We start from the raw sequence: 19,725 nt of genomic DNA, 5'->3' as shown, positions 1-19,725 counted from the left end.
TCGCCAAGCGTGATGAACCCCAAGGACGAGCTTCCGCTGCACCCGTCATTGGCATTGGACACATCGGTCGGTGGAAAGTTCCAATGTGTCTTCCATCTGAAACGCGGGCGTGACGCGGCGCCGATTGGGGCGAAACCAATGGGGTTGCTGAACTCGCCGCGTCCGAGATTCCACGCCAATGAAGCGTTCAACGACCAAAAAAACGGACCGCACCTTTCGGCACGGTCCGATTTGGGGGGGTGGTCTCGCGATTTGCTCCGTCGGAGCGGGTCGCGATCGGTTTCTTGTCTTGTCTTTATGCCGACTCCGCCAGCGCCGCCTTGCGTCTCCGTCGCCGTTTCTTCACGCCATTCATAGGCATGGGCGTCGGCGTGCGGGGCTCAGCCCCTTCGGCCAGGGGCAGGGCATCCAGCGCCGTTCGCGCAAAGAGGTCGGCGTTGACTTCCTTCCAGAGACCGTCCGCCCGGTTGAAGACGCCGCCGGCTACCATGACATTCATGGTGGGGTTGACCCCGATGTTGCGAATCAGGTCAATCAGGTGTCGCACACCCGGAACACCGTTGGGCTGCGTCCCGAAGACCAGGAGGAGGTCCGGGCGAAGCTGCCCGGCCAAGTGGAGAATTTCGTCGTTGGGCACGCCGCCGCCGAGGAAATAGACTTCCCAGCCGCGGGATTCGAACAGGTCCGCGGTCATCTGTGCCCCGAGCTCCTCCGGCTCACCGTCGGCACAGGCGATCAGCACGCACTTGCCGATGGGCTCGCTGCGATCCAGTGCGACCTGCAACTGATCCGCGATACAGCGGTTGATCCGCGTGGCCATGTGCTCCGCCGCAGTGTTGATGCGGTCGCCGCGGTAGAGTTTTTCCACCCGTTCCATCGCGGGCCAGAGCAGCTCGCGATATACGGGGATGGCCCCGTTCGCCCTGTCGAGCGCTCGCTTGACCAGCGTCCGACAACCCTCTCGTTTCCCCGCCAGCAGGGCGACCATGTAATCATCCAAAAACGAAGACGGCATTTCATCAAACTCCCCGTGCGCGGACCGGGCCCGGCAGAACCCTTGGGTCCCCCTGCTGGGCCTCCTGCCCCACGCCGGAGCGCTTCCGCGCATCGCTTTCAGATTTAAGGGCGAGTCTCCGCTCCGCTGCCCGATTCCTCTTCCACCGCAGTTCTTGCGCCTTCGAACTTCGCAAGGCGTCTAATAAATAGGCAGATTAGATAAAATAGGCAGCTTTAGTATCGTCTGAGGTGCGAAAAAATCTTGAGGCTATCAGCCCCAATTTGTCATTCGGCAATTCCTGCCGATTGCCCGGCAAAACTGGTCCGATATCAATTCGCAAATCTCCTCATTCTGGTCGAACGGCAGTACTTCCCATAACGTCATCACTGGAAACTCTGCGCGGAGCGCAGTCACGGACTCGCGATCCCCACTCTCTCCTTTGTACAAGTCGGATCTGACGCTATGCCATCCAGACAGTTTACCGAGCGGATTCTCAATTTCGTGCAGGCCGAAGGCTATGAACCCCGGAAGCTCTCCGAGCTGGCCGAGGCCATGGGCATCGCCGAGGACGAGGCCGGCGATTTCCACTCCGCCTGCCGGGCGCTCATGCGCTCCGGCCGGATCGTCCTGGGAACCCGGAACGCGGTGCTACTCGGCGAGCCGCCGGGCCGAATTGTCGGCCGGTTCCGTGGCAACCCGCGCGGCTTCGGCTTCGTTGTTCCCGATACGCCCAATGCGTACGGCGATCTCTTTGTCCCCCCCAATGCCACCGGTGGGGCGATCACCGGCGATACCGTATCCGCGCGCGTCTTCAAGCGCGGCAAGCGTGAAGGGCGGATGGTCTATGAGGGCCAGATCACTTCCATCGTCAAGCGCGGACAGAACCGCTTCGTCGGAGAATTGTCCCAGAACATGGGCAAGTGGTTCGTGGTGCCCGAGGGGAACGCTCTGCACGCACCGATTCAGGTGGGTGATCCGGGTGCCAAGGGAGCGCGTACCGGGGACCAGGTGGTGGTCGAGTTGACGGAGTACCCCTCGGCCTGGTCACAGGCGCGGGGGGTGATCGTTCGCGTGCTGGGCCCGCGCGGCGAGCCCGGCGTGGAGACAACCAGCATCATCGAGCAGTACCAGCTCCCCGGTGAGTTTCCGGAGGACGTGCTCAAGGAAGCCCGGCAGCGCGTGACCAGTTATGACGAAAGCAATGTCAAGCGCAACCATGCGGATCGAGAGGACCTCTCCGGCGAGACCATCATCACCATCGACCCTGAGGACGCCCGCGACTTCGACGACGCCATCTCTCTCAAGCGACACGACAATGGCACTTTTGAACTCGGCGTGCACATCGCCGACGTGGCCGCGTTCGTGCCGGAGGACGGCCCGCTCGACCTCGAAGCCCGCGAGCGCTCCAACAGCGTCTACCTGCCGGACCTGGTCATTCCCATGCTGCCGGAGGTGCTCTCCAACGGCGTTTGCTCGCTCCAGGAGCGTCGCCCGCGACTGACCAAGAGCGCTTTCATATCTTACGACGCCAAGGGCAAGGTGCGCGGGGCGCGATTCGCGAACTCGATCATCCGCTCGGTGAAGCGTCTCACCTACGAGCAGGCCGGCCGTGTGCTCGAAGGCAAGCCGGGGCGTCTGAGTGCCAAGGTCGTGACGCTCATCAGGGACATGGAAGCGCTGGCGCGTATTCTCCAGGCGCGACGCCGGCGGCAAGGCATGCTCGAGATTGACATGCCCGAAGCCGAGATTGTCTACGATGAGAATCGTAACGCGGTCGACGTTCGCGCGGCCGATACCGGTTATTCCCACAAGATCATCGAGATGTTCATGGTCGAGGCCAACGAGGCCGTGGCCCGCAAGCTCCGCGAGATTGGCGTACCCTGCCTGCGGCGGATCCACGAAGAGCCGGAGGACCTCACCGGCGGCAACCTCCAGCGATTGCTGCGCGTGCTCGGACACGAGCTGACCGACGACGCCGACCGCTTCGCCCTGCAAGCGCTCATCGACTCGGTTCGCGGCAAGGACGAGGCCTTCGCCGTGAACCTGGCCACGCTCCGCTCCATGCCCCAGGCGGAGTACTCGCCCGAACTCGCCGGACACTACGCGCTGGCCAGCGAGAATTACTGCCACTTCACGTCGCCGATCCGCCGCTATCCCGACCTGACCGTGCATCGCCTGTTGGATGCTCATCTTCGTGGCGGTCTGCGCACGAAGGCGGAGAAGTCGGCCGCGCCTTCGGAAGAAGAGCTCAAGCGGCTTGGACGGCAATGCAGCGAGAACGAGCGGCGCGCCGAAGCCGCCGAGCGCGAGCTCATTCTCGTGCTCACGCTCAAGATGCTGGAGAAGAAAATCGGCGAGTCGTTCGGCGGCGTGGTGACCGGCGTGGCCAACATTGGCGTGTTCGTGCAGCTCGACCACTACTTCGTCGACGGCCTACTCCGCTTTGACGCCCTGCCCGACGACTGGTGGGAAGTCGATGCGCCCAGTGGCGCGGTGATCGGCGAGCGGACCGGCCGGCAGATCACTGTCGGCGACCGCCTCAAGGTGACCGTCGACCGCGTTCATGTTCCCACGAGGCGACTCGATCTGGCATTGGCGGAGGAGCTGCCGGCGCCGAAGGGCGGGAAGCGAACGAAGAAGATCGGAAAGTCAGGCGCGCGCCGGGATCGCAGCGGAGGATCGAAGCGCGGTCGGGCTGGACGCAGCGAAAAGCCCGGCAGGCGGGCAAAGAAAAAATCGAATGGCAAGGATTCGCGAAGCAGGAAGCGAAAGAAATAGACCGGGCGTCTTCGAGGCCCGTTTCAAACCATCGGGCTGCCGGTCGCTGGGATAGCCTGGATCAACCATGAGGGATTCGACTTAATGGAGACATACGATGTCGGGGACTCATGCAACCGATTTGCCCGCGATTCTTGGGGGGAATCCCGCCGTTACGATCGATGACGCCGACGCGAATCGCTGGCCCATCATCGCGCATGAGGAGATTGCCGCAGTTACGGAGGTGCTCCGCTCCGGAGAATTGTCACTTCATCGCGTCACGCGAGAATTAGAGGACGATTACAGGCAATCCTTCGGCGTACGCCATGCGATTGCGTATTGCAACGCCACGTCGGCGATCTTCGCCGCACTGCATGCCTTCGGCCTGCATCCCGGTGACGAGGTAATTGTGCCCTCGGCAACCTACTGGGCGTCTGTAATGCCCGCGCTCTGGTGTGGCGCCGTTCCCGTTTTCTGCGAAAGCGAGCCTCGCCAGCTCGGGCTCGATCCGGAGGACGTGGCGCGAAAGATCACCGATCGCACGAAGGCGATGATCGTGGTCCATCTTTGGGGTATGCCCTCGCGCATGGAAGCCCTCACTCCCATTGCTCAAGAACATAAGCTCAAAGTGCTGGAGGACGCCTCGCACGCCCAAGGTGCTCGCTGGCGTGGAAGGCCGGTGGGGACGCTGGGTGATGCAGCGGTCTTCAGCCTACAGACGAACAAATTGGCCCCGGCGGGCGAAGGTGGGATTCTCCTTACGAGCGATGACGCAATCCACGAACATGCGATCTGCCTGGGGCACTTTGAGAGGATTCTGGAACTCCAGACACCCGCTCGACGATTCGCGGGAACCGGATTCGGATTCAAACACCGAATGGCGCCGTTGAGCGCGGCCGTGGCACGTGTTCAACTGCGCCATCTCGCGGAGCGCAACGCCCAACGCAACGCCAATATCAGGTATCTTTCCGAACTTCTCGAACCACTGGGAATCAACGCGTTTCTGCCGCCCGATCACGTGGAACGTGTCTATTTTCTTTTTATGGTGCAAAACGAACCGAACCGAACCGGGCTCCCAACGGACGTTCTGGTCAGGGCCCTACAGGCTGAGGGTTGCAAGGTGGGGTGTCCTCGCTATCCGCTCCTGCACGAGCAGCCCGTCTTCACTGAAGGGCTTTATGCCGGGCTCGCCAGAATCCGGGAACAACCGCAAGCCGCCATGCGCCAGTACTCGGCTGATGATCTGCCGAGGACAACGGCGGGCAACCGAACCCTCCTGCAACTGCCCAGCTTCCCTTCGGCGGAGCGGGATCTTCTGGATCAATACGCATATGCCTTCCGAAAAGTGATGGGCCGCGCAAGCGAAATCGCAGAGGCGATCCGCCGCCAGACCGCGCGCGAAGCGGCCCGTTGAGCAGGCTGGCTCGATGAACCATGTTGACGCCGCTCCCGGATTGCCCAACATCGTGACTCATGCCCACGCCCGAATCGTATGCAGTCGACTGCCTGGTGATCGGCGGTGGAATCGCCGGGGCGGGCGTCGCCCGAGATGCCACCATTCGGGGATTGAGAACGCTGCTCATTGAGCAACACGACTTCGCCTCCGGCACTAGCCACGTTACATCCAAGCTCATCCACGGAGGGCTGCGCTACCTGGACCAGGGCAAGTTGCGACTCGCCGTCGAATCCGTCGTGGAGCGAGACCGCCTGCTTCATCGCCTGGCACCAGGGCTCGTCGTTCCCCAACGATTCATCATCCCTTTTGAAGGACGGCGGCTTCTGAAATGGCTCCTCACCGCTGCCGGAATTCAGACCTACGGGCTCATCGAATTGTGTCGAAGCGGACGACTATCCCGCCCCATACTCGGCGGTACAATCCGAGCCGCCCATCCCGAGCTTCTGGCACACCCTTTTGGAGTTCGTTTCTGGGACGCACGGACGAACGACGCTCGTCTGGTCATGGCTGTGCTTCGCTCAGCCCAGGCCCGCGGCGCAATGACGTGGAACTACGTGACGGCAACCGGGGCCCGGCGGGTCGCTGACGGCTGGAAGCTGGAACTTCTTGTGAATGATCGGACAGTCACGGTGCATGCCCATGCTATCGTCAATGCGACTGGTCCATGGAGCGCGCTTACCGCTTCTTTCCTGGGAATTTACGAGGTTTCTCCAGATTGGATCAAAGGCAGCCACCTGGTTGTTCGCAGGTCGGGCGGATTTCCGGATGATGTCGTCGTCATTCGGAGCATCCGCGACGGACGATACTTGTGGATCGTTCCATGGGAAACTCGTCTCGTCGTGGGCACGACCGAACGGCGCTTCGAGGGCGACCTTCAACTGGTTCGACCGGAAGCCGATGAGCTGGACGACCTCTGGGGGAGTCTTCTACACTATTTCCCATCCACGCGGTTCACGCGCTCAGATATTTGCGGCAGTTACGCGGGAGTCCGACCGATCGCGCCGCAACATCGCAGCAACGCCAATGAGATGAGTCGTCGCCATCGAATCCTTGTAAATCGCGAGGAACGCGTTGTCACGATCATGGGCGGGAAACTGACGACCTTTCGGCTCGCCGCCGAAGAGGCTGTTGACTGCGTCGAGACAATTCTGGATCGTCCGCCCTTGTCTCGCGAGCGGCGGCGTGCACTTCGCTATATGCCGCTTTGGCCAGGGCTTAACAGCAAGGAACAATCGACCCGAATCACCGAGCTACTCGCGGCCGGAATCGGCGGTATGCGACCGGATATCGCGGAACATCTCATTACCCATTATGGAACGGCCGTTCTTGAATTGCGGCGGCCAGCTCGCGGATCAACAGTTTGTGCTCCTCTTGAGGGTCTTCCCTACACGATCGAAGAGCTTGAGTACATTTGCCGGACAGAGCGCGTCCACCATCTAACCGACCTACTGAAGAGAAGGACATCGCTCTTGTTCCTCGCCGAACAAGGGGGACTTGAAGCCGTCCAACCACACCAATCGCGCTTGGCCGAAGCACTTGGATGGTCACGGCAGAAGTTTGAACGAGAAGTCGAGCACGCGCTAGCTGAACTCAGAGAATTCCAATCCTGCCGCGCGCCTTGTCACGACGCCTGACCGTCCGGCGTGGAAGTCATGGCGCCGTCGGTTGGCTGGCGGAAAAGGTGCCGCCGAACCCACGACGATGGTTAGATTTTCGACCGCTCGGGACCCACGCGTCGGCCGGCGATGAACACGTGCTCGATCTGGTCCGGGCGGATCGTGTAGAGCAGTGCGGACGCCTGCTGGTGGGCGGGCAGTTGGGCGATCCACGGCTCGGGGCGCACGACGAGGCAATCGGCGTCAAAGCCCGCTTCGATGGTCCCGGTGTGGTCGTCCAGGCGGAGCGCTTCGGCGGCGCCGCGGGTGAGCAGCCACCAGGCTTCTTCCGGTGCGGGAGCCGGACTCGCTCCGCGAGGGATGGCATGCACCTTGAGCGCCTTGGCGGTCTGGAGGCAAGACACCGCCACGTGGGGCATGAAGGGGTCGTGCCCGGCGGCGATGCTGCTGCCCAGAGCGATGGGCACGCCCGCCCGACGATGGGCGACGTAGTCCATCAGGCCGCTCTCCAGGAATAGATTGGCCGTGGGACAGTGCACCACGGCCGTGCCCGCCTCCGCCACACGATGCCGCAAGGCGTCTGTCATGCAGACGCCGTGACCGAGCAGCGTTCGCGGCGTCAGCAATCCCAGCGAAGCGAACAGCTCGACGTCGTCCAGCCATTCGGGGAATCGCTCCCGAACGGCTTCCTCCTCCGCCGGCGACTCGGCCACGTGCGTCATGATGTAACAATTGGACATGGCGGCGAGCTCGGCGGACCCGCGGAGCAGGCGCTCGCTGCAACACGTTGCCATGCGCGGACTGAACGCGTATCGGATGAGGCCGCCGTTGGCCCCGTTCCATTTCGCGGCCAAGGCTCGGGAGTCGTCGAGGGCGCGATCCGCGGGCACGAGAAGTTCCGCCGGTACATTCACGTCATTGAGCATCAGTCCGCATACGGCGCGGAAGCCGCGCCGATTGAAGACCTCAAAGATCTTTTCCATTGCGGGTCGATGTGGACTCGCAAAAATGGCGGCGGTCGTCGTACCGCAGGCGACCAGTCCGGAGACGAATTCCTCGGCCAGACTCTCGGCCAGATCGGCATCGCGCAATCGTGCCTCGGCGGGGTAGACGACCTGATCGAGCCAGTCGAAGAGGCTGAGGCCGTCGAGTCCGCGGCGATCCCACTGGGGCAGGTGCAGGTGGGCGTCGATGAAGCCGGGCAGAATCCAGGCACCGTCGTCGCCGACGGCGTCCCCCCCCGGCGACGCCCCACGGTTGACTTCGGCGATCTTCCCGCCCTCCGCGAAACGCACGACGGTCTTTGGCGTGATACGGCATTCGGAGGGCGTACGGGGCTCGAGCAGCGTTCCGAAAAGCGTGGTCATTTCCATTTCCCCAGCCTGCGTGGACGGCCTTTGAGTCGATCGGTGAGGCCGATTCTAGGCGGCGACGCCGGACCCAACAAGTGATTGACGGGTCCCCGGAGGAGGGCTACCTTGGCCGTACTCTTCTGTGAACGAGCAGCGGAAGGGGGAGTCCCTTGACATACCACAGCATCGTTTGCGTCAAACAGGTTCCGGACACGGCCAACATCACCGTCGACGCGATGAAAGCCGACGGAACCGTTAACCGTTCAGCCCTGCCGACGGTGTTCAATCCCGAAGACCTGCACGCCCTGGAAGCGGCGCTCGACGTTCGCGAACGCTTCGGGGGGACGGTCTCCGTCGTGACGATGGGCCCGCTCGCCGCGGCCGAAGTCCTCCGCGAGTGTCTCTATCGAGGGGCGGATCGAGCCATTCTGATTAATGACCGCCGGGCGGCAGGCAGCGATACGCTGGCTACAAGCTACATCCTCAGCCGGGCCGTTGCACGGCTGGGCCGGTTCGATTTCGTCTTTTGCGGTCGACAGGCCATCGACGGCGACACGGCCCAGGTGGGTCCGCAACTCGCTGAGAAACTGGGCATTCCACAGGTAACGTACTTCGAACGGGTTGTTGAACTCGACAGCGGCCGGGCTCGACTGCGAAGGAACGTGGGGAACGGATGGGAAGTTCTGGAATCCCGGCTTCCGTTGCTGGTCACGGTGCTGGATTCCGCCAATCGCGCCCGCCCCCCAGCCGCGCGCCGGATGATGCGCTTCAAGCACGCGCGAACAGGGGGCGAGGTCGCCAGGGAAGTGGAATTGGCGATGCCCAAGGGGTCTGCGGACGCTCGCGAAAGCGAGGCCGCACGGCGTCTTGAGCAGTTGAAGTCTCGCGGATTGCTGATCGGTCAATGGGATCTTGATGACGTGCAGGCTGACCTGCAATGGTGCGGTGTGACCGGCTCGCCGACCAAAGTTCACCGGGTGCAGTCGATCGTGCTGACCAAGGAAGGCTTTAAGGAAGTGCCCGCAACGGAAGAAGGCGTTCGCGAAATGATCCACGAGCTGATCGTGGATCACACGCTGTCATAACTACTGGCATGCTGACCGGCCCGCGGTAGCGCGGCGAGGGTTCGTTGATGATTCCCGTCAATCGCAAGGGCGAAGTGTGGGTGTTCGCGGAGCAGGAGGACGAGCGTCTCAGCGACGTTACCCTGGAGCTGTGTGGCAAGGCGCGGGAACTGGCCGACCGTTTGGGCACGCGGATGGCCGCGGTTCTGCCTGGCTGGAACGTGCGCGAACTCTCCTACCGGCTGATCGCCCACGGCGCCGATCGCGTGTACCACGTCCACCACACCGAGCTCGAGCACTACCGAACGCTGCCCTACGCCCGCGTGGTAATCGAGTTGGCCGCGCGCCATGTTCCGCAAATCCTCCTTTTTGGAGCGACGCCGCTGGGGCGTGACCTGGCACCGCGCGTGGCTTCGGCCCTGAAGGCTGGTCTGACGGCGGACTGCACCGATCTGGATCTCGGCGATTACGTCGACCCGCGGACTAAGGAGACGCACAAGAACCTGCTGCTCCAGATACGTCCCGCGTTCGGCGGCAATATCATCGCAACGATCATCAATTTCGACCGCTGGCCGCAGATGGCGACCGTCCGCGAGGGCGTGATGCGGCTCCAAGATCCGGATGCCGAGCGGACAGGGGAGATCATTGACGAGGAAGTCGCGTTCTCCGATAGCGACCTCGCCGTGCGCATCGTGGAGCGCCACCGGGAGCCGCGCAAGGTCAACTTGAAGGCAGCCCGAACCATCGTCGCCGGCGGCGCGGGCGTGGGCAGCAAGCAGAGTTTTCAGCTCATACACGACCTGGCGGGGGTCATGGGCGGCGCCGTGGGAGCTTCGCGCGCGGCCGTGGACGGAGGATTCGTTCCCAAGGATCACCAGGTCGGGCAAACGGGCACGACTGTGCGCCCGGCGCTGTACGTGGCATGTGGTATCAGCGGTGCGGTACAGCATCGGGCCGGGATGGAGGAATCGGCCAAGATCATCGCCATCAACTGGGACAAGGACGCGCCGATTTTCTCGGTCGCTCATTACGGCATCGTGGGCGATTTGCGGAAAGTGATTCCGGTGATGATCCGGGCCATCAAGGAGCGGGCGTAGACGATCATGGCCAATTTCTTCGACGACAACGAGGACATCCGCTTCCTGTTCGAACATCTCGATCTGCGCGCCCTCGCAACGGTACAGGAAGACGGCTTCCCTACCGGCCCGGACGTGCACGAGGAATCGCCACGGGATGCGGAGGACGCCGTCGATAACTATCGCCGCATTCTCTCCATCGTCGGCGACGTGGCGGCCAACACCATCGCTCCGTTCGCGGAGTCGGTGGATCACGAGGGCAACCGGCTCAATGAGGACGGCACCGTTACGCTCAGCCGTGGCATGCAGGAGAGCCTTCGGGCACTGGGCCAGGCCGACCTGATGGGCTTCACGCTGCCGCGCCGGTACGGCGGATTGAACTGCCCCAACCTCGTCTACACCATGGCCATCGAGATGATCAGCCGGGCCGATGCCTCGCTGATGAACATCTTCGGCTTGCAGGGTATCGCTGAAACTATCAACGCGTTCGCGGATTCGTCCATCAAGGATGAATACCTGCCTCGCTTTTCCAGCGGAGAGCTTACCGGGGCCATGGCCCTGACCGAGCCCGATGCCGGCAGCGATCTCCAGGCCGTGGGCTTGCGTGCCTGGCAGGACACCGACGGGCAATGGCGCCTCAACGGCGTCAAGCGTTTCATCACCAACGGCTGCGGTGACGTACTTCTGACACTAGCGCGGAGCGAGCCGGAACTCAAGGATGGCCGGGGTCTGAGCCTTTTCCTCGCGGAGCGCGGCCCGCGGCTGAAGGTCCGCCGCCTGGAGAAGAAACTCGGCCTTCACGGATCGCCCACCTGTGAACTGGTCTACGAGGACGTGCCCGCCAAGCTGATCGGGGAACGCCAGCTCGGGCTGATCCGTTACGTGCTCAGCCTGATGAACGGTGCGCGGATCGGCGTCGCGGCGCAGGCCCTGGGCATCGCCGAGGCCGCGTATCGCGTGGCGCGCAAATACGCACACACGCGAAAGCAGTTCGGCGTGTCCATCGAGCGACTGCCTGCCGTGGCGGATATGCTCGTGGACATGCGCATCTCCCTGGAAGCCGCTCGAGCCTTGGTCTATGAGGCCAGTCGCTACTGCGACTTCGAGATGAACAACCAGCGCGTTCTGGAGACAAATCCGCCGACCGATGCCGACGAGCTCAAGCGCCGCAAGAGCGAAGCCCGCGTGTGGAAGCGGCTCAACGGCATGCTCACGCCCATGGCGAAATACTACGCTTCGGAGATGTCCGTGCGCGTTGCCAACGACGCCCTCCAGGTTCTTGGCGGCTCCGGATACATGATGGACTATCCCGTCGAGCGTCACCTGCGCGACGCGCGAATCACCAACATCTATGAGGGCACGAGCCAGCTTCAGATTGTCGCGGCGGTCCGTGGCGTATGCGGCGGAGCTTTTGAGCGCTTCGCCGAGGAACTGGAATCGCGCGAGTACCTCGACAAGGATCTGCACGAGTTCAAGGCGGGGCTCGTCGAAGGACGTGCCCGCGTCATGGAGGGCATCACCTTCGTCAAGGAGCAGGGCACGGACTACATGGACCTCTACGGCCGCAAGCTCGTGGATGCCGCCGCCACTGTCCTCATCGGGCACTTCTTCCTTCGCCAGGCGGAGCGTAACGAGCGCAAGCGGCTCGTCGCGGCGCGGTACATTCGCTGTGGCCTCCAGTCTCTTCAAGCCGACATGAACATGCTCCTTTCGGGCGACAGGTCGGCAATGCAGGAATTCGAGACCATCGCGGGCGAAATCGATTGATTCGAATTCTCAAGTACGACAAACCGAGTGCCCGTTGACTCCGGCCATTGGGGAGATTTACGAATACGCGCCGGGCAGGACTCAACCCTGCGACCATCGGATCACGAATCCAGCCGACCGGCCATAGGCCATTGAATAGAAAGGCGTTATCACCGCTTGGGGGCGCCAGAAGCGGGGTACGTGTGGTTTAAACCCCTTCCTGCACGCATGATAGAAAAAGTATCGCTTGGACTGGCGCCGCGGCCTCGCCAAAGTGACTCGATGCTGACGGGAGCCGGGCTGCTTATTCCCAACACGGCATGGTCCAGCCTTGCCCTATGCTCGCCGACATTGGATCTCAACATATTTATTATCGTGCCAAGACTGTTAAGCATCCACAATGTATCAATGGGGCGCCCTTCGACGCTTTGAGCCGTCGGACCCGGCCGGACTTCGTGCTGCCAGGGGCCCCGGAGAGGCAGAGCAAGGCAGCCGATGCTGCACGCCGAGTTCGTTTGGTTTATAATCGAATCAAATGGCTACGCAGGGAGTGCCGCGGTCGCGAGTTTTGCGGACCCCTTCGGCGGACATCTTCCCGTGTTTTCGGGAACGTGCTCTCGACGAGGCGGTCCCGGAGTCCCAGGGCACCCTTCGCACCCCGCCTCCCGGCACAAGAACTCCCGTCGAACATCCTGAACCATCTTGCGACTTGAGAGCCAGACCATGAATAGACCAACGTGCATCGCATGCGTTCTCACGGTGACGGCAATACTGCTTGCGGCCGGGTTTGCCGGCAGTTGCGGAGGGCCGTCCAACGACGGAGGCAACGGTAATGCAAGTAACGACAACGGAAATCCCCCGATAAATGGGGGAGGTTTGGCGGCCCGTGTCTACGGACGCGTGTTCGACGCTTCCACCAACAGCGCGCTGCCCGGCGTACGCGTCACGGTAAGCGACATGTCCGTTAGTGGAGATAGCGACGCCGAGGGACGGTTCGTGGTCGAAGTGCCGGGGGGCGGCGACGTCGCACTGACCGCCCGCAGAGACGGCTACACCTACGCCCAGCGTCGGGCAACGGTTGAAGAGGGCGGCCTGGCGGCAGTCGCCGATATGTTCCTGACTCCTGTCGACCCGAACGCAATCCTCATTGGTCCGGAAGGCGGCAGCGGAATGAACTCCGACGGATCCATCGAACTCACGGTGCCGGCTGGTGCGCTCGGTGCTACCGCCGAATTGCGGGCTACGTGGTACGACGAGGGGCGTCACTTGCCAAACGATCTGCCTGGACTGTCGCACTTCACGTACGCCTGCGATCTCACGCCGGATGGCCAGACATTTGATGCTCCCGTCACGGTTCGTATGCGCAACACGCGCGGCTTCGCTCCCGGTACGCCCATCCCCGTTGGCGTATACAACCCAACGACCCTGGCCTGGGAGCACGAATCGATGGGTACAGTGACGGCGGATGGGGAATGGGTCGAGTACCAGGTGGTTCACTTCTCGCCACGGGACTGCAACCTGGGGCGAACATCGCCGACGGGGAGCGGCGAACCGGGAGACGCGGAAGATACGACATCCGACCAGCGAGCCGAACGGAACAACCAACCCTGCGGAAGTGTTCCAACTGGGTCGAGGGTCGATGTCGGCGACGGACACTTGATCGTGGAGCACCTCACACCGTCGTATACGACGCTGGGAAGGCGGCGTACGGTTGCCCTGCAGTACAACTCGCCCGTACCCGCGGGAGGGGTGGTGCTCGAGCTCACCTACGATATCAGTCTGACCCGGACTCTGCTGCCCGAGCGCCAGCGGCTGATCGCCGAGATCGGCGGCAACCGCGTGGAGCGCACTTACGAACCGGTCGACGGCCCGGCAACGTTCGCGTTTCGCTGGGACGGCCGGGACCCCATGGGGCAGTTGCTCCCGACGGGCACATACCCGTACACGCTGACCCTGGTGAACGAATACGAGACGACATTTGCGACGGTCAACGAGTTCGGCGGTGCAGCGCAGGGAGACACCGGAGTTACGGCGGATGAGTATCTGGGAATGGAAAGTTCCTTTACCGGGTCCGTAGTGCTGCCGGAGCCGGACGACACGTTGATCAACAATCCCTACGGGTACGGTTGGGGTATCGTTGGGCTGCATAGGTTAACCGTGAGCGGGAATCAGGCAGTGATCGTCGGCGGCGACGGAAGCCGTTTCGGGTACACGGAACAGGGCGTTGGGGGATATGCCGCCGGCCGGGGGGATTCCGCAACGCTTGTCCGAAACCCTGATGGCTCGCACACGTGGTCTCACCCGGACGGGATGGTGGTGTCGTTTGACGCCGACGGTCACCAAACGCGCCTTGCCGATCGCAACGGCAATGCGACGACGTTTGCCTACTCCGCGGGCCGAATTACGACGATTACCGATCCGGTCGGCCGGGCCACGACGTTGACCTACGACGAAGTGAACAGGCTACGCGCAATCACCGACCCGGCAGGCCGGCAGACGCAATTCACCGTCAATGCCGTCGGCGATCTGGAACGCATTGAGAACCCGGACGGAACGGCGCGGCGTTTCTCCTACGACGGTCTGCATCGCATGACGGCGCAAACCGACGCCGGGGACCACGTTACTTCCTACACATTCGACGCCAGTGGCGCAGTAACACGCGTTGATCGACCGGACGGCACTTCCACGCAGCACGTAGCCGCGACCGAGGGGCAAGCGTCCTACACCGACCCGGCGGGAGAGGAATACGCGTTCGCGGTGAATTCCTTCGGAACACGTACGGCGATTACTGACCCCATGGGGCGTACGCTGCTCATGGGGCGCGATCGCAATGACCAGATCACGACCGTTCAAACCGCGAGCGGCAAGCGGTCGGATTATGCCTACGATTCGAGCGGCAATCTAACCAGCGCCAGCGGCTTCGGGCGCTCGCCCGTCTGGCCCGACACACTCGGCATAACCTACAACGATTTGAATCTGCCGACGCGGATCGAAGACAGCATGGCCGGGGCGTGGACCGCGGACTACGACGATCGCGGCAACCTGACGCAGGCGACATTGCCCGGCGGGCGCCGTTATTCATGCACGTACAACGACCGCGGCCAGCGAACAGGCGTCACGATCGGGGATGAATCCACGACAATGACCTATGATGCCAATGGCAATCTGGAAACCGTTACCGATGGTGAGGGAGGTGTATGGCGTTACGGCTACGACAGCTACGGTAACATCAGCGATGTCACGGATGCCGACGGACGACACTGGTCCATCAGCTACAACGTCATGAATCTTGTCGACCAGGTCACCAACGGCCTCAGTGAGACAATCCGTTTCTCCTACGCGCCGGCGCGGGGAAGCCTCGACATCGACTTGGGCGGCGCCGTGGCGGTCATGACCGCAATCACGGATGGCCGCGGCAATACAACAACATTCGACTACGATGCGATGTACCGACCTGCGGCAATCACTGATGCACTGGGTAACGCGACTACTTACGCGTACGATGCCAACGGGCGCCTGACCAGTCGCACCGAGCCAACCGGCGCCTCGGTCAGCTTTGCCTACAACAGCACGGGCCAACTGACGCAGCGAACACAATCGGCGGGTGAATCGGCCACGTATACGTATGACCCGGAAACGGGACTGTGCACGAGTATGGAGACGCCGAGCTGTCGACTGGAATTCACGTACAATTGGTTCGATCTGGTCACAGACGTCACGACTATTTTTCCATCGTCGGGTCTGACGGCTACCGTTTCCTACGAGTATCGCACGAGCAACTACAGTGAGACATTGATTACGCTTGCCAAGGGCGAGGCTGTCTCTGATTTCGGATACGAATGGAGCCCGAGCGGCGGGTGGTGGCCAACATCCTTGTATGGCGGGGCGTACTTCTGGCTTCAACCCGAATATGACACCGCCGGCAGACCTGCAAGTTGGTACGAGTCTTACAGCGGCACCGAATCAACATTTTCCCATGATGGCGCAGGCCGCATGACATCATCCGCCCTGGTCGGATCCGGCGGAAGCGAGTCGGCGAGTTGGACGTACAGCCCAGCGGGCTATCGCACGCGTATGGAGGATCGCGACGGTGTTCATACGTACGCGTATGATGATGCCGGCCGGCTGATTGAAGCCACACACCCCACGCCGGACAACCCGGCGGAGCAATATTCCTACGATGGCGCGGGTAATCGATTCGTGGCGGGACTCGAGGCCGAGTATGCCTATGATGCGGCCAACAGACTGAATCGGGATCCCACGTTTGATTACACGTACGATGCATCGGGAAATCTCGCGCGGCGCACAAATCGCGGTACGAGTGAGACGACCTCCTACACGTATGACGCGGAGAACCGGCTGGTTTCCGCGGAGCTGCCGGACGGGACGGTGGTAAGCTTCGCGTACGATCCGCTCGGCCGGCGAATTGAGAAGCGCGTCGGCGCAGACGTCACGTACTACGTCTACGAGGGAGACGAGGTGCTTGCTGAGTTCAATGCAGCGGGAGGACTGCGCCGGCAATTCGTGCTCGGACAGGGCATCGACATGCTCGAAGGCCTCAAGGAAGGCGGCTTCGCTTCCTATGAGAACGATTTCTACCTGCGTGATCCTCTCGGAACTATCCTCGGCGTGACGGACGCTTACGGTGAAAGCCAGACGACCTATCGCTACCAGGCATTTGGCGAGCCGGTTCTGATGGACGGAGCCCTGGGAGACTGGCGCCTGTTTGCGGGTCGCGAATACGACGTGGATACCGGCTTGTATCACTACCGCCGGCGATACTACGACCCAGGTACCGGACGCTTCCTGCAACGTGATCCCCTGCCGGTGGCGTGGGCGCTCTCGCCGTATGCTTATACCGGCAACAACCCCGTCAACGCACGCGATCCGTTCGGGCTCGACCCAGCTTCCGAGGCCGGCGCCTTCGGATCTTTCGCCGACCAGTGGGTGGTTCAACCGGGCATCAACATCGCGATTAGCGAAGGACTCGGACACATCGGTGGGCTGATCGATGCGGCGCCCTTCCCGTACAGCCCCGCTGCCGGGGTCTTTACCGTCGCGGGCGTTGCGTGGGGGCAGTACTACGGCACGGACGGCCTGCCGTCGTGGAGTGATGTCATATCCGTATATGGGGCCAGCAACCCGGCCGAGGCCGGCATCACCTGGTACGGCTCGCAGTGGTGGAATCCGGCGCGCTCATATCTGGACGATTTTCTAACGCTGGGCGGACTGCTCCCGAGGCGGGAAGCGCGACTGGGTCCGGTCTGTGGCTTACGGGAAGGTCTGAGAAGCTTCTTTGGCTACTAGACCGAACCGAAAGCGCGCCCGTTAACGACGTCAACCGCTTGTGTTCCGAACTCGCAAGGATCAACGCTGGCATTGTGAAACGGGGACCCACACGGAATCCGCCCGACGGTTAGGTCCTTCTGGAACTGCACCGCGTCCGATCCCCAGGGAATCTTCGTGGGACTCCAACAGGCGCGTCGATCGCCCCGTGGGCCTGCCACTTCCAGCCAAGGCGATGGGTGTTCGTGGCGAACAGGAGGCTTGCGACGGCCCTCACCCACGCAGCCAGCGAGCTGCTACTTGTCGCCGAAATACCGGCTGGCGGGCGTCGGCTGCAACCTGGCGCGCAGCACATACGAAACCACGGGTGTGGGCGGAAGCAGCGTCAATATTGATATGGCCATCTCTCGTCCGCCCGTTGCTCGCGGTGTTATCCGAGGAACTGGATACGTGTGCTTGATCGGCGCTTTCGATGGGCGCGAAGTCAACCGCTTGCTCCCCGTTCCTAACCGCGCAAAGTTCGGTGCTCCCACTCCAGTCGGCTAACGGAAAACGAACTTCATGCTCCACTCGAACATGAAGACCACCGCGGCGTCTTAGGTCACGGCGAGCTAACTGCACGTGGACCGCGCTCGCTGGACAATCGAGGCCATAGCGGTCCGATTGGCGGCCAAGACTGACGCCACAATAACGCCGGCGCCTCGCTACCGGACGCCAAGGTAGGGGGACTTGAGATGCCAATGCCGCTGGACGCCTCATGGAAAGCGCTTTACGAAAACGCGCCGGGCAGGACTCGAACCTGCGACCATCGGATTAGAAATCCGATGCTCTATCCACCTGAGCTACCGGCGCAAACTTATCAAAATAAACGATTTACGCTAATGCCATCCCTCGTTTTCGTGGCAACCTACAGCTCTGTCTACAACTGCGGCTTCCGCCATAATCTCAACCGAGCAGCGAGTGGGCAATGGGCCCATGCTAAAGGCACAATCGCTTCAAGCGCGCAGGTCGATTCGTCTGACCTTGCCCCCGACGGGTCAATGGTGCAAGCGAAATCGCGGCAAACTCTACTTTTTTTGGTACCGATGAACAGGCCGCTCTCGATCGGTACCTGCTGGACGCCTCGAGCCTGCACACGGGCGGCCCACCCAAGAATAGTGTCGATACAGCAAGACTGACGAACATGCTCGTCACCGGAACGAGAATAATCCCGATTTGGCGAACCTGGCAAGCCATGGTTCTTTTCGAATTGGGCGTCCTTCCGTGGAATTCAATCCAAGGAGGAAAACGGCGGAGACAGGAGGTTGTTGCTGAGCCCAGGCGGGCAATGAGCCAGCCGACATTTGAAGAGCAATTGTTGGAGGGTATTGACCGGAAAGCCGCGCAGCCAGAATCGGTCCATCCCCAGAATCTCGTCGAGCAGCATTCGATGCCTCTTCCGCACTGGCATGATCAGGCCCGGCGAAGCCGGAAGGCCCGGGAGTGGGAGAGCGACGGCCTTGGCGTGGTCCGGCACGACGGAGAAGTGCACGCCCGTGCGTTGCCTCCGAAGAGAAACGCGGTCAATAGCGCGACCGCGCCGGAGCAGTCGACGTTTTGAACCAGCTGGCCAAGTCCGAGTCGATCATCGTTCAATCGCAGTCGAATGCCACGTTCGGCGGGAAGTAGAAAATCGCGCAAGCAAGGCATACTGGGTGCAAGAGCGGCAAGCATGACTCACAACCGGAAGCGATTTTCGCATGGCAACAACCAGAGACTTGGGTAGTACATTGCTGTGCCGTCGAGGACCTTCTGCCCCTCGCGGCCATGCTGAATCATCGAGAATCCAGAAAGTAGCGCGCCATGATCACGCTACGTTCTACACGGAAGCTCATCACACATTTTAATATCCCCCTTCCGCCCAGAGCTCTGGAAAAGGAATACGTGTCGCCACAGGCTGAGTGGTATGCGACCTTGACTCAGTTGGACGGCTTGCCCGTTGCCCTCTGTATGAACGCTTCGACGTGTTATGTAAGTTTAATTCCCCTCAGTAGCGATAAGGGGTTACGAGAACTCCATGGCCGCTTGATGATGGGCATCTTGCGCACAATGCGCGACTTAGGCAATCAAGAGGATTTTCATCGAGGTTCGAGCAGAGCTGGATGGGCGCATAAGGGTGCCAAGGGCAAGTTGTCGTGACGCACTTGGAACAATAAATCATCTTGCAGTCCACGTCTTCGAGATGACGAGGGCCGCTCGAGCGGAAGAATTAGCCCGGATATTTCATGAGTTGACGTTGATTCGCGCATAAGGAAGGCCTTCGAACCTGGTATGATAGGGTTTGCTCCAACGCAATCATGCCGAGGCACGGAGGCCGTTCGTGACAGAGTGTAACC

At 61.8% G+C, this 19,725-nt stretch carries 10 protein-coding genes and 1 tRNA gene; 8 read left to right on the top strand and 3 right to left on the bottom strand.

The genetic code is table 11. The features are described 5' to 3' along the window. Positions 1–295: 295 nt before the first annotated feature. Positions 296–1,015 carry a cobalamin-dependent protein gene (locus tag J5J06_18700; protein MCO6439126.1) on the bottom strand — a complete coding sequence of 240 codons (720 nt, stop codon included), beginning with the start codon at positions 1,013–1,015 and terminating at the stop codon, positions 296–298. 444 nt (positions 1,016–1,459) lie between these two features. Between J5J06_18700 and rnr the strand changes: the two genes are divergently transcribed. From rnr to J5J06_18685, 3 genes are all read left to right on the top strand, one after another. Next, on the top strand, positions 1,460–3,775 hold the full coding sequence (gene rnr, locus J5J06_18695) for a ribonuclease R (protein ID MCO6439125.1): 2,316 nt from the start codon (positions 1,460–1,462) through the stop codon (positions 3,773–3,775). A 97-nt stretch (positions 3,776–3,872) separates the two neighbouring features. Next, a complete protein-coding gene (locus J5J06_18690; protein ID MCO6439124.1) occupies positions 3,873–5,168 on the top strand; it encodes a DegT/DnrJ/EryC1/StrS family aminotransferase in 1,296 nt (431 codons plus the stop codon). Between the two features lie 59 nt (positions 5,169–5,227). Then, positions 5,228–6,844: a glycerol-3-phosphate dehydrogenase/oxidase gene (locus J5J06_18685; protein MCO6439123.1), complete on the top strand. Its 1,617-nt coding sequence runs from the start codon at positions 5,228–5,230 to the stop codon at positions 6,842–6,844. A 71-nt stretch (positions 6,845–6,915) separates the two neighbouring features. On the opposite strand, the gene J5J06_18680 is transcribed toward J5J06_18685, so the two are convergent. Continuing rightward, entirely contained in the window at positions 6,916–8,193 is a 1,278-nt protein-coding gene (locus tag J5J06_18680; protein ID MCO6439122.1) for an amidohydrolase family protein, read from the bottom strand. 155 nt (positions 8,194–8,348) lie between these two features. On the opposite strand from J5J06_18680, the gene J5J06_18675 reads away from it, so the two are divergent. The 4 genes from J5J06_18675 to J5J06_18660 all read left to right on the top strand — a co-directional run bounded on the left by J5J06_18675 (position 8,349) and on the right by J5J06_18660 (position 17,371). Further along, a complete protein-coding gene (locus tag J5J06_18675; GenBank protein ID MCO6439121.1) occupies positions 8,349–9,263 on the top strand; it encodes an electron transfer flavoprotein subunit beta/FixA family protein in 915 nt (304 codons plus the stop codon). A 47-nt stretch (positions 9,264–9,310) separates the two neighbouring features. After that, on the top strand, positions 9,311–10,339 hold the full coding sequence (locus J5J06_18670; GenBank protein ID MCO6439120.1) for an electron transfer flavoprotein subunit alpha/FixB family protein: 1,029 nt from the start codon (positions 9,311–9,313) through the stop codon (positions 10,337–10,339). Positions 10,340–10,345: 6 nt separating this feature from the next. Beyond that, a complete protein-coding gene (locus J5J06_18665; protein ID MCO6439119.1) occupies positions 10,346–12,085 on the top strand; it encodes an acyl-CoA dehydrogenase family protein in 1,740 nt (579 codons plus the stop codon). A gap of 702 nt (positions 12,086–12,787) precedes the next feature. Then, a complete protein-coding gene (locus tag J5J06_18660) occupies positions 12,788–17,371 on the top strand; it encodes a hypothetical protein (protein ID MCO6439118.1) in 4,584 nt (1,527 codons plus the stop codon). 757 nt (positions 17,372–18,128) lie between these two features. Here the strand turns inward: J5J06_18660 and J5J06_18655 are convergent. Continuing rightward, a tRNA-Arg gene (locus J5J06_18655) sits at positions 18,129–18,202 on the bottom strand. A gap of 475 nt (positions 18,203–18,677) precedes the next feature. Between J5J06_18655 and J5J06_18650 the strand changes: the two genes are divergently transcribed. Continuing rightward, positions 18,678–18,950 (top strand): hypothetical protein, encoded by a 273-nt coding sequence (locus J5J06_18650; protein MCO6439117.1) that lies wholly within the window; start codon positions 18,678–18,680, stop codon positions 18,948–18,950. Positions 18,951–19,725 lie beyond the last annotated feature (775 nt).

Source organism: Phycisphaerae bacterium, assembly GCA_024102815.1.
Lineage (GTDB): Bacteria > Planctomycetota > Phycisphaerae > UBA1845 > UBA1845 > JAGFJJ01.
This window is presented reverse-complemented; position numbering and strand designations above follow the sequence as displayed.

Excerpts from the sequence above, each read along its gene's own strand:
- J5J06_18690 (MCO6439124.1), top strand. The coding sequence starts at position 3,873 with ATGTCGGGGACTCATGCAACCGATTTGCCCGCGATTCTTGGGGGGAAT.
- J5J06_18700 (MCO6439126.1), bottom strand. The coding sequence starts at position 1,015 with ATGCCGTCTTCGTTTTTGGATGATTACATGGTCGCCCTGCTGGCGGGG.
- J5J06_18665 (MCO6439119.1), top strand. The coding sequence starts at position 10,346 with ATGGCCAATTTCTTCGACGACAACGAGGACATCCGCTTCCTGTTCGAA.
- rnr (MCO6439125.1), top strand. The coding sequence starts at position 1,460 with ATGCCATCCAGACAGTTTACCGAGCGGATTCTCAATTTCGTGCAGGCC.
- J5J06_18680 (MCO6439122.1), bottom strand. The coding sequence starts at position 8,193 with ATGACCACGCTTTTCGGAACGCTGCTCGAGCCCCGTACGCCCTCCGAA.
- J5J06_18660 (MCO6439118.1), top strand. The coding sequence starts at position 12,788 with ATGAATAGACCAACGTGCATCGCATGCGTTCTCACGGTGACGGCAATA.
- J5J06_18685 (MCO6439123.1), top strand. The coding sequence starts at position 5,228 with ATGCCCACGCCCGAATCGTATGCAGTCGACTGCCTGGTGATCGGCGGT.
- J5J06_18670 (MCO6439120.1), top strand. The coding sequence starts at position 9,311 with ATGATTCCCGTCAATCGCAAGGGCGAAGTGTGGGTGTTCGCGGAGCAG.
- J5J06_18650 (MCO6439117.1), top strand. The coding sequence starts at position 18,678 with ATGAGCCAGCCGACATTTGAAGAGCAATTGTTGGAGGGTATTGACCGG.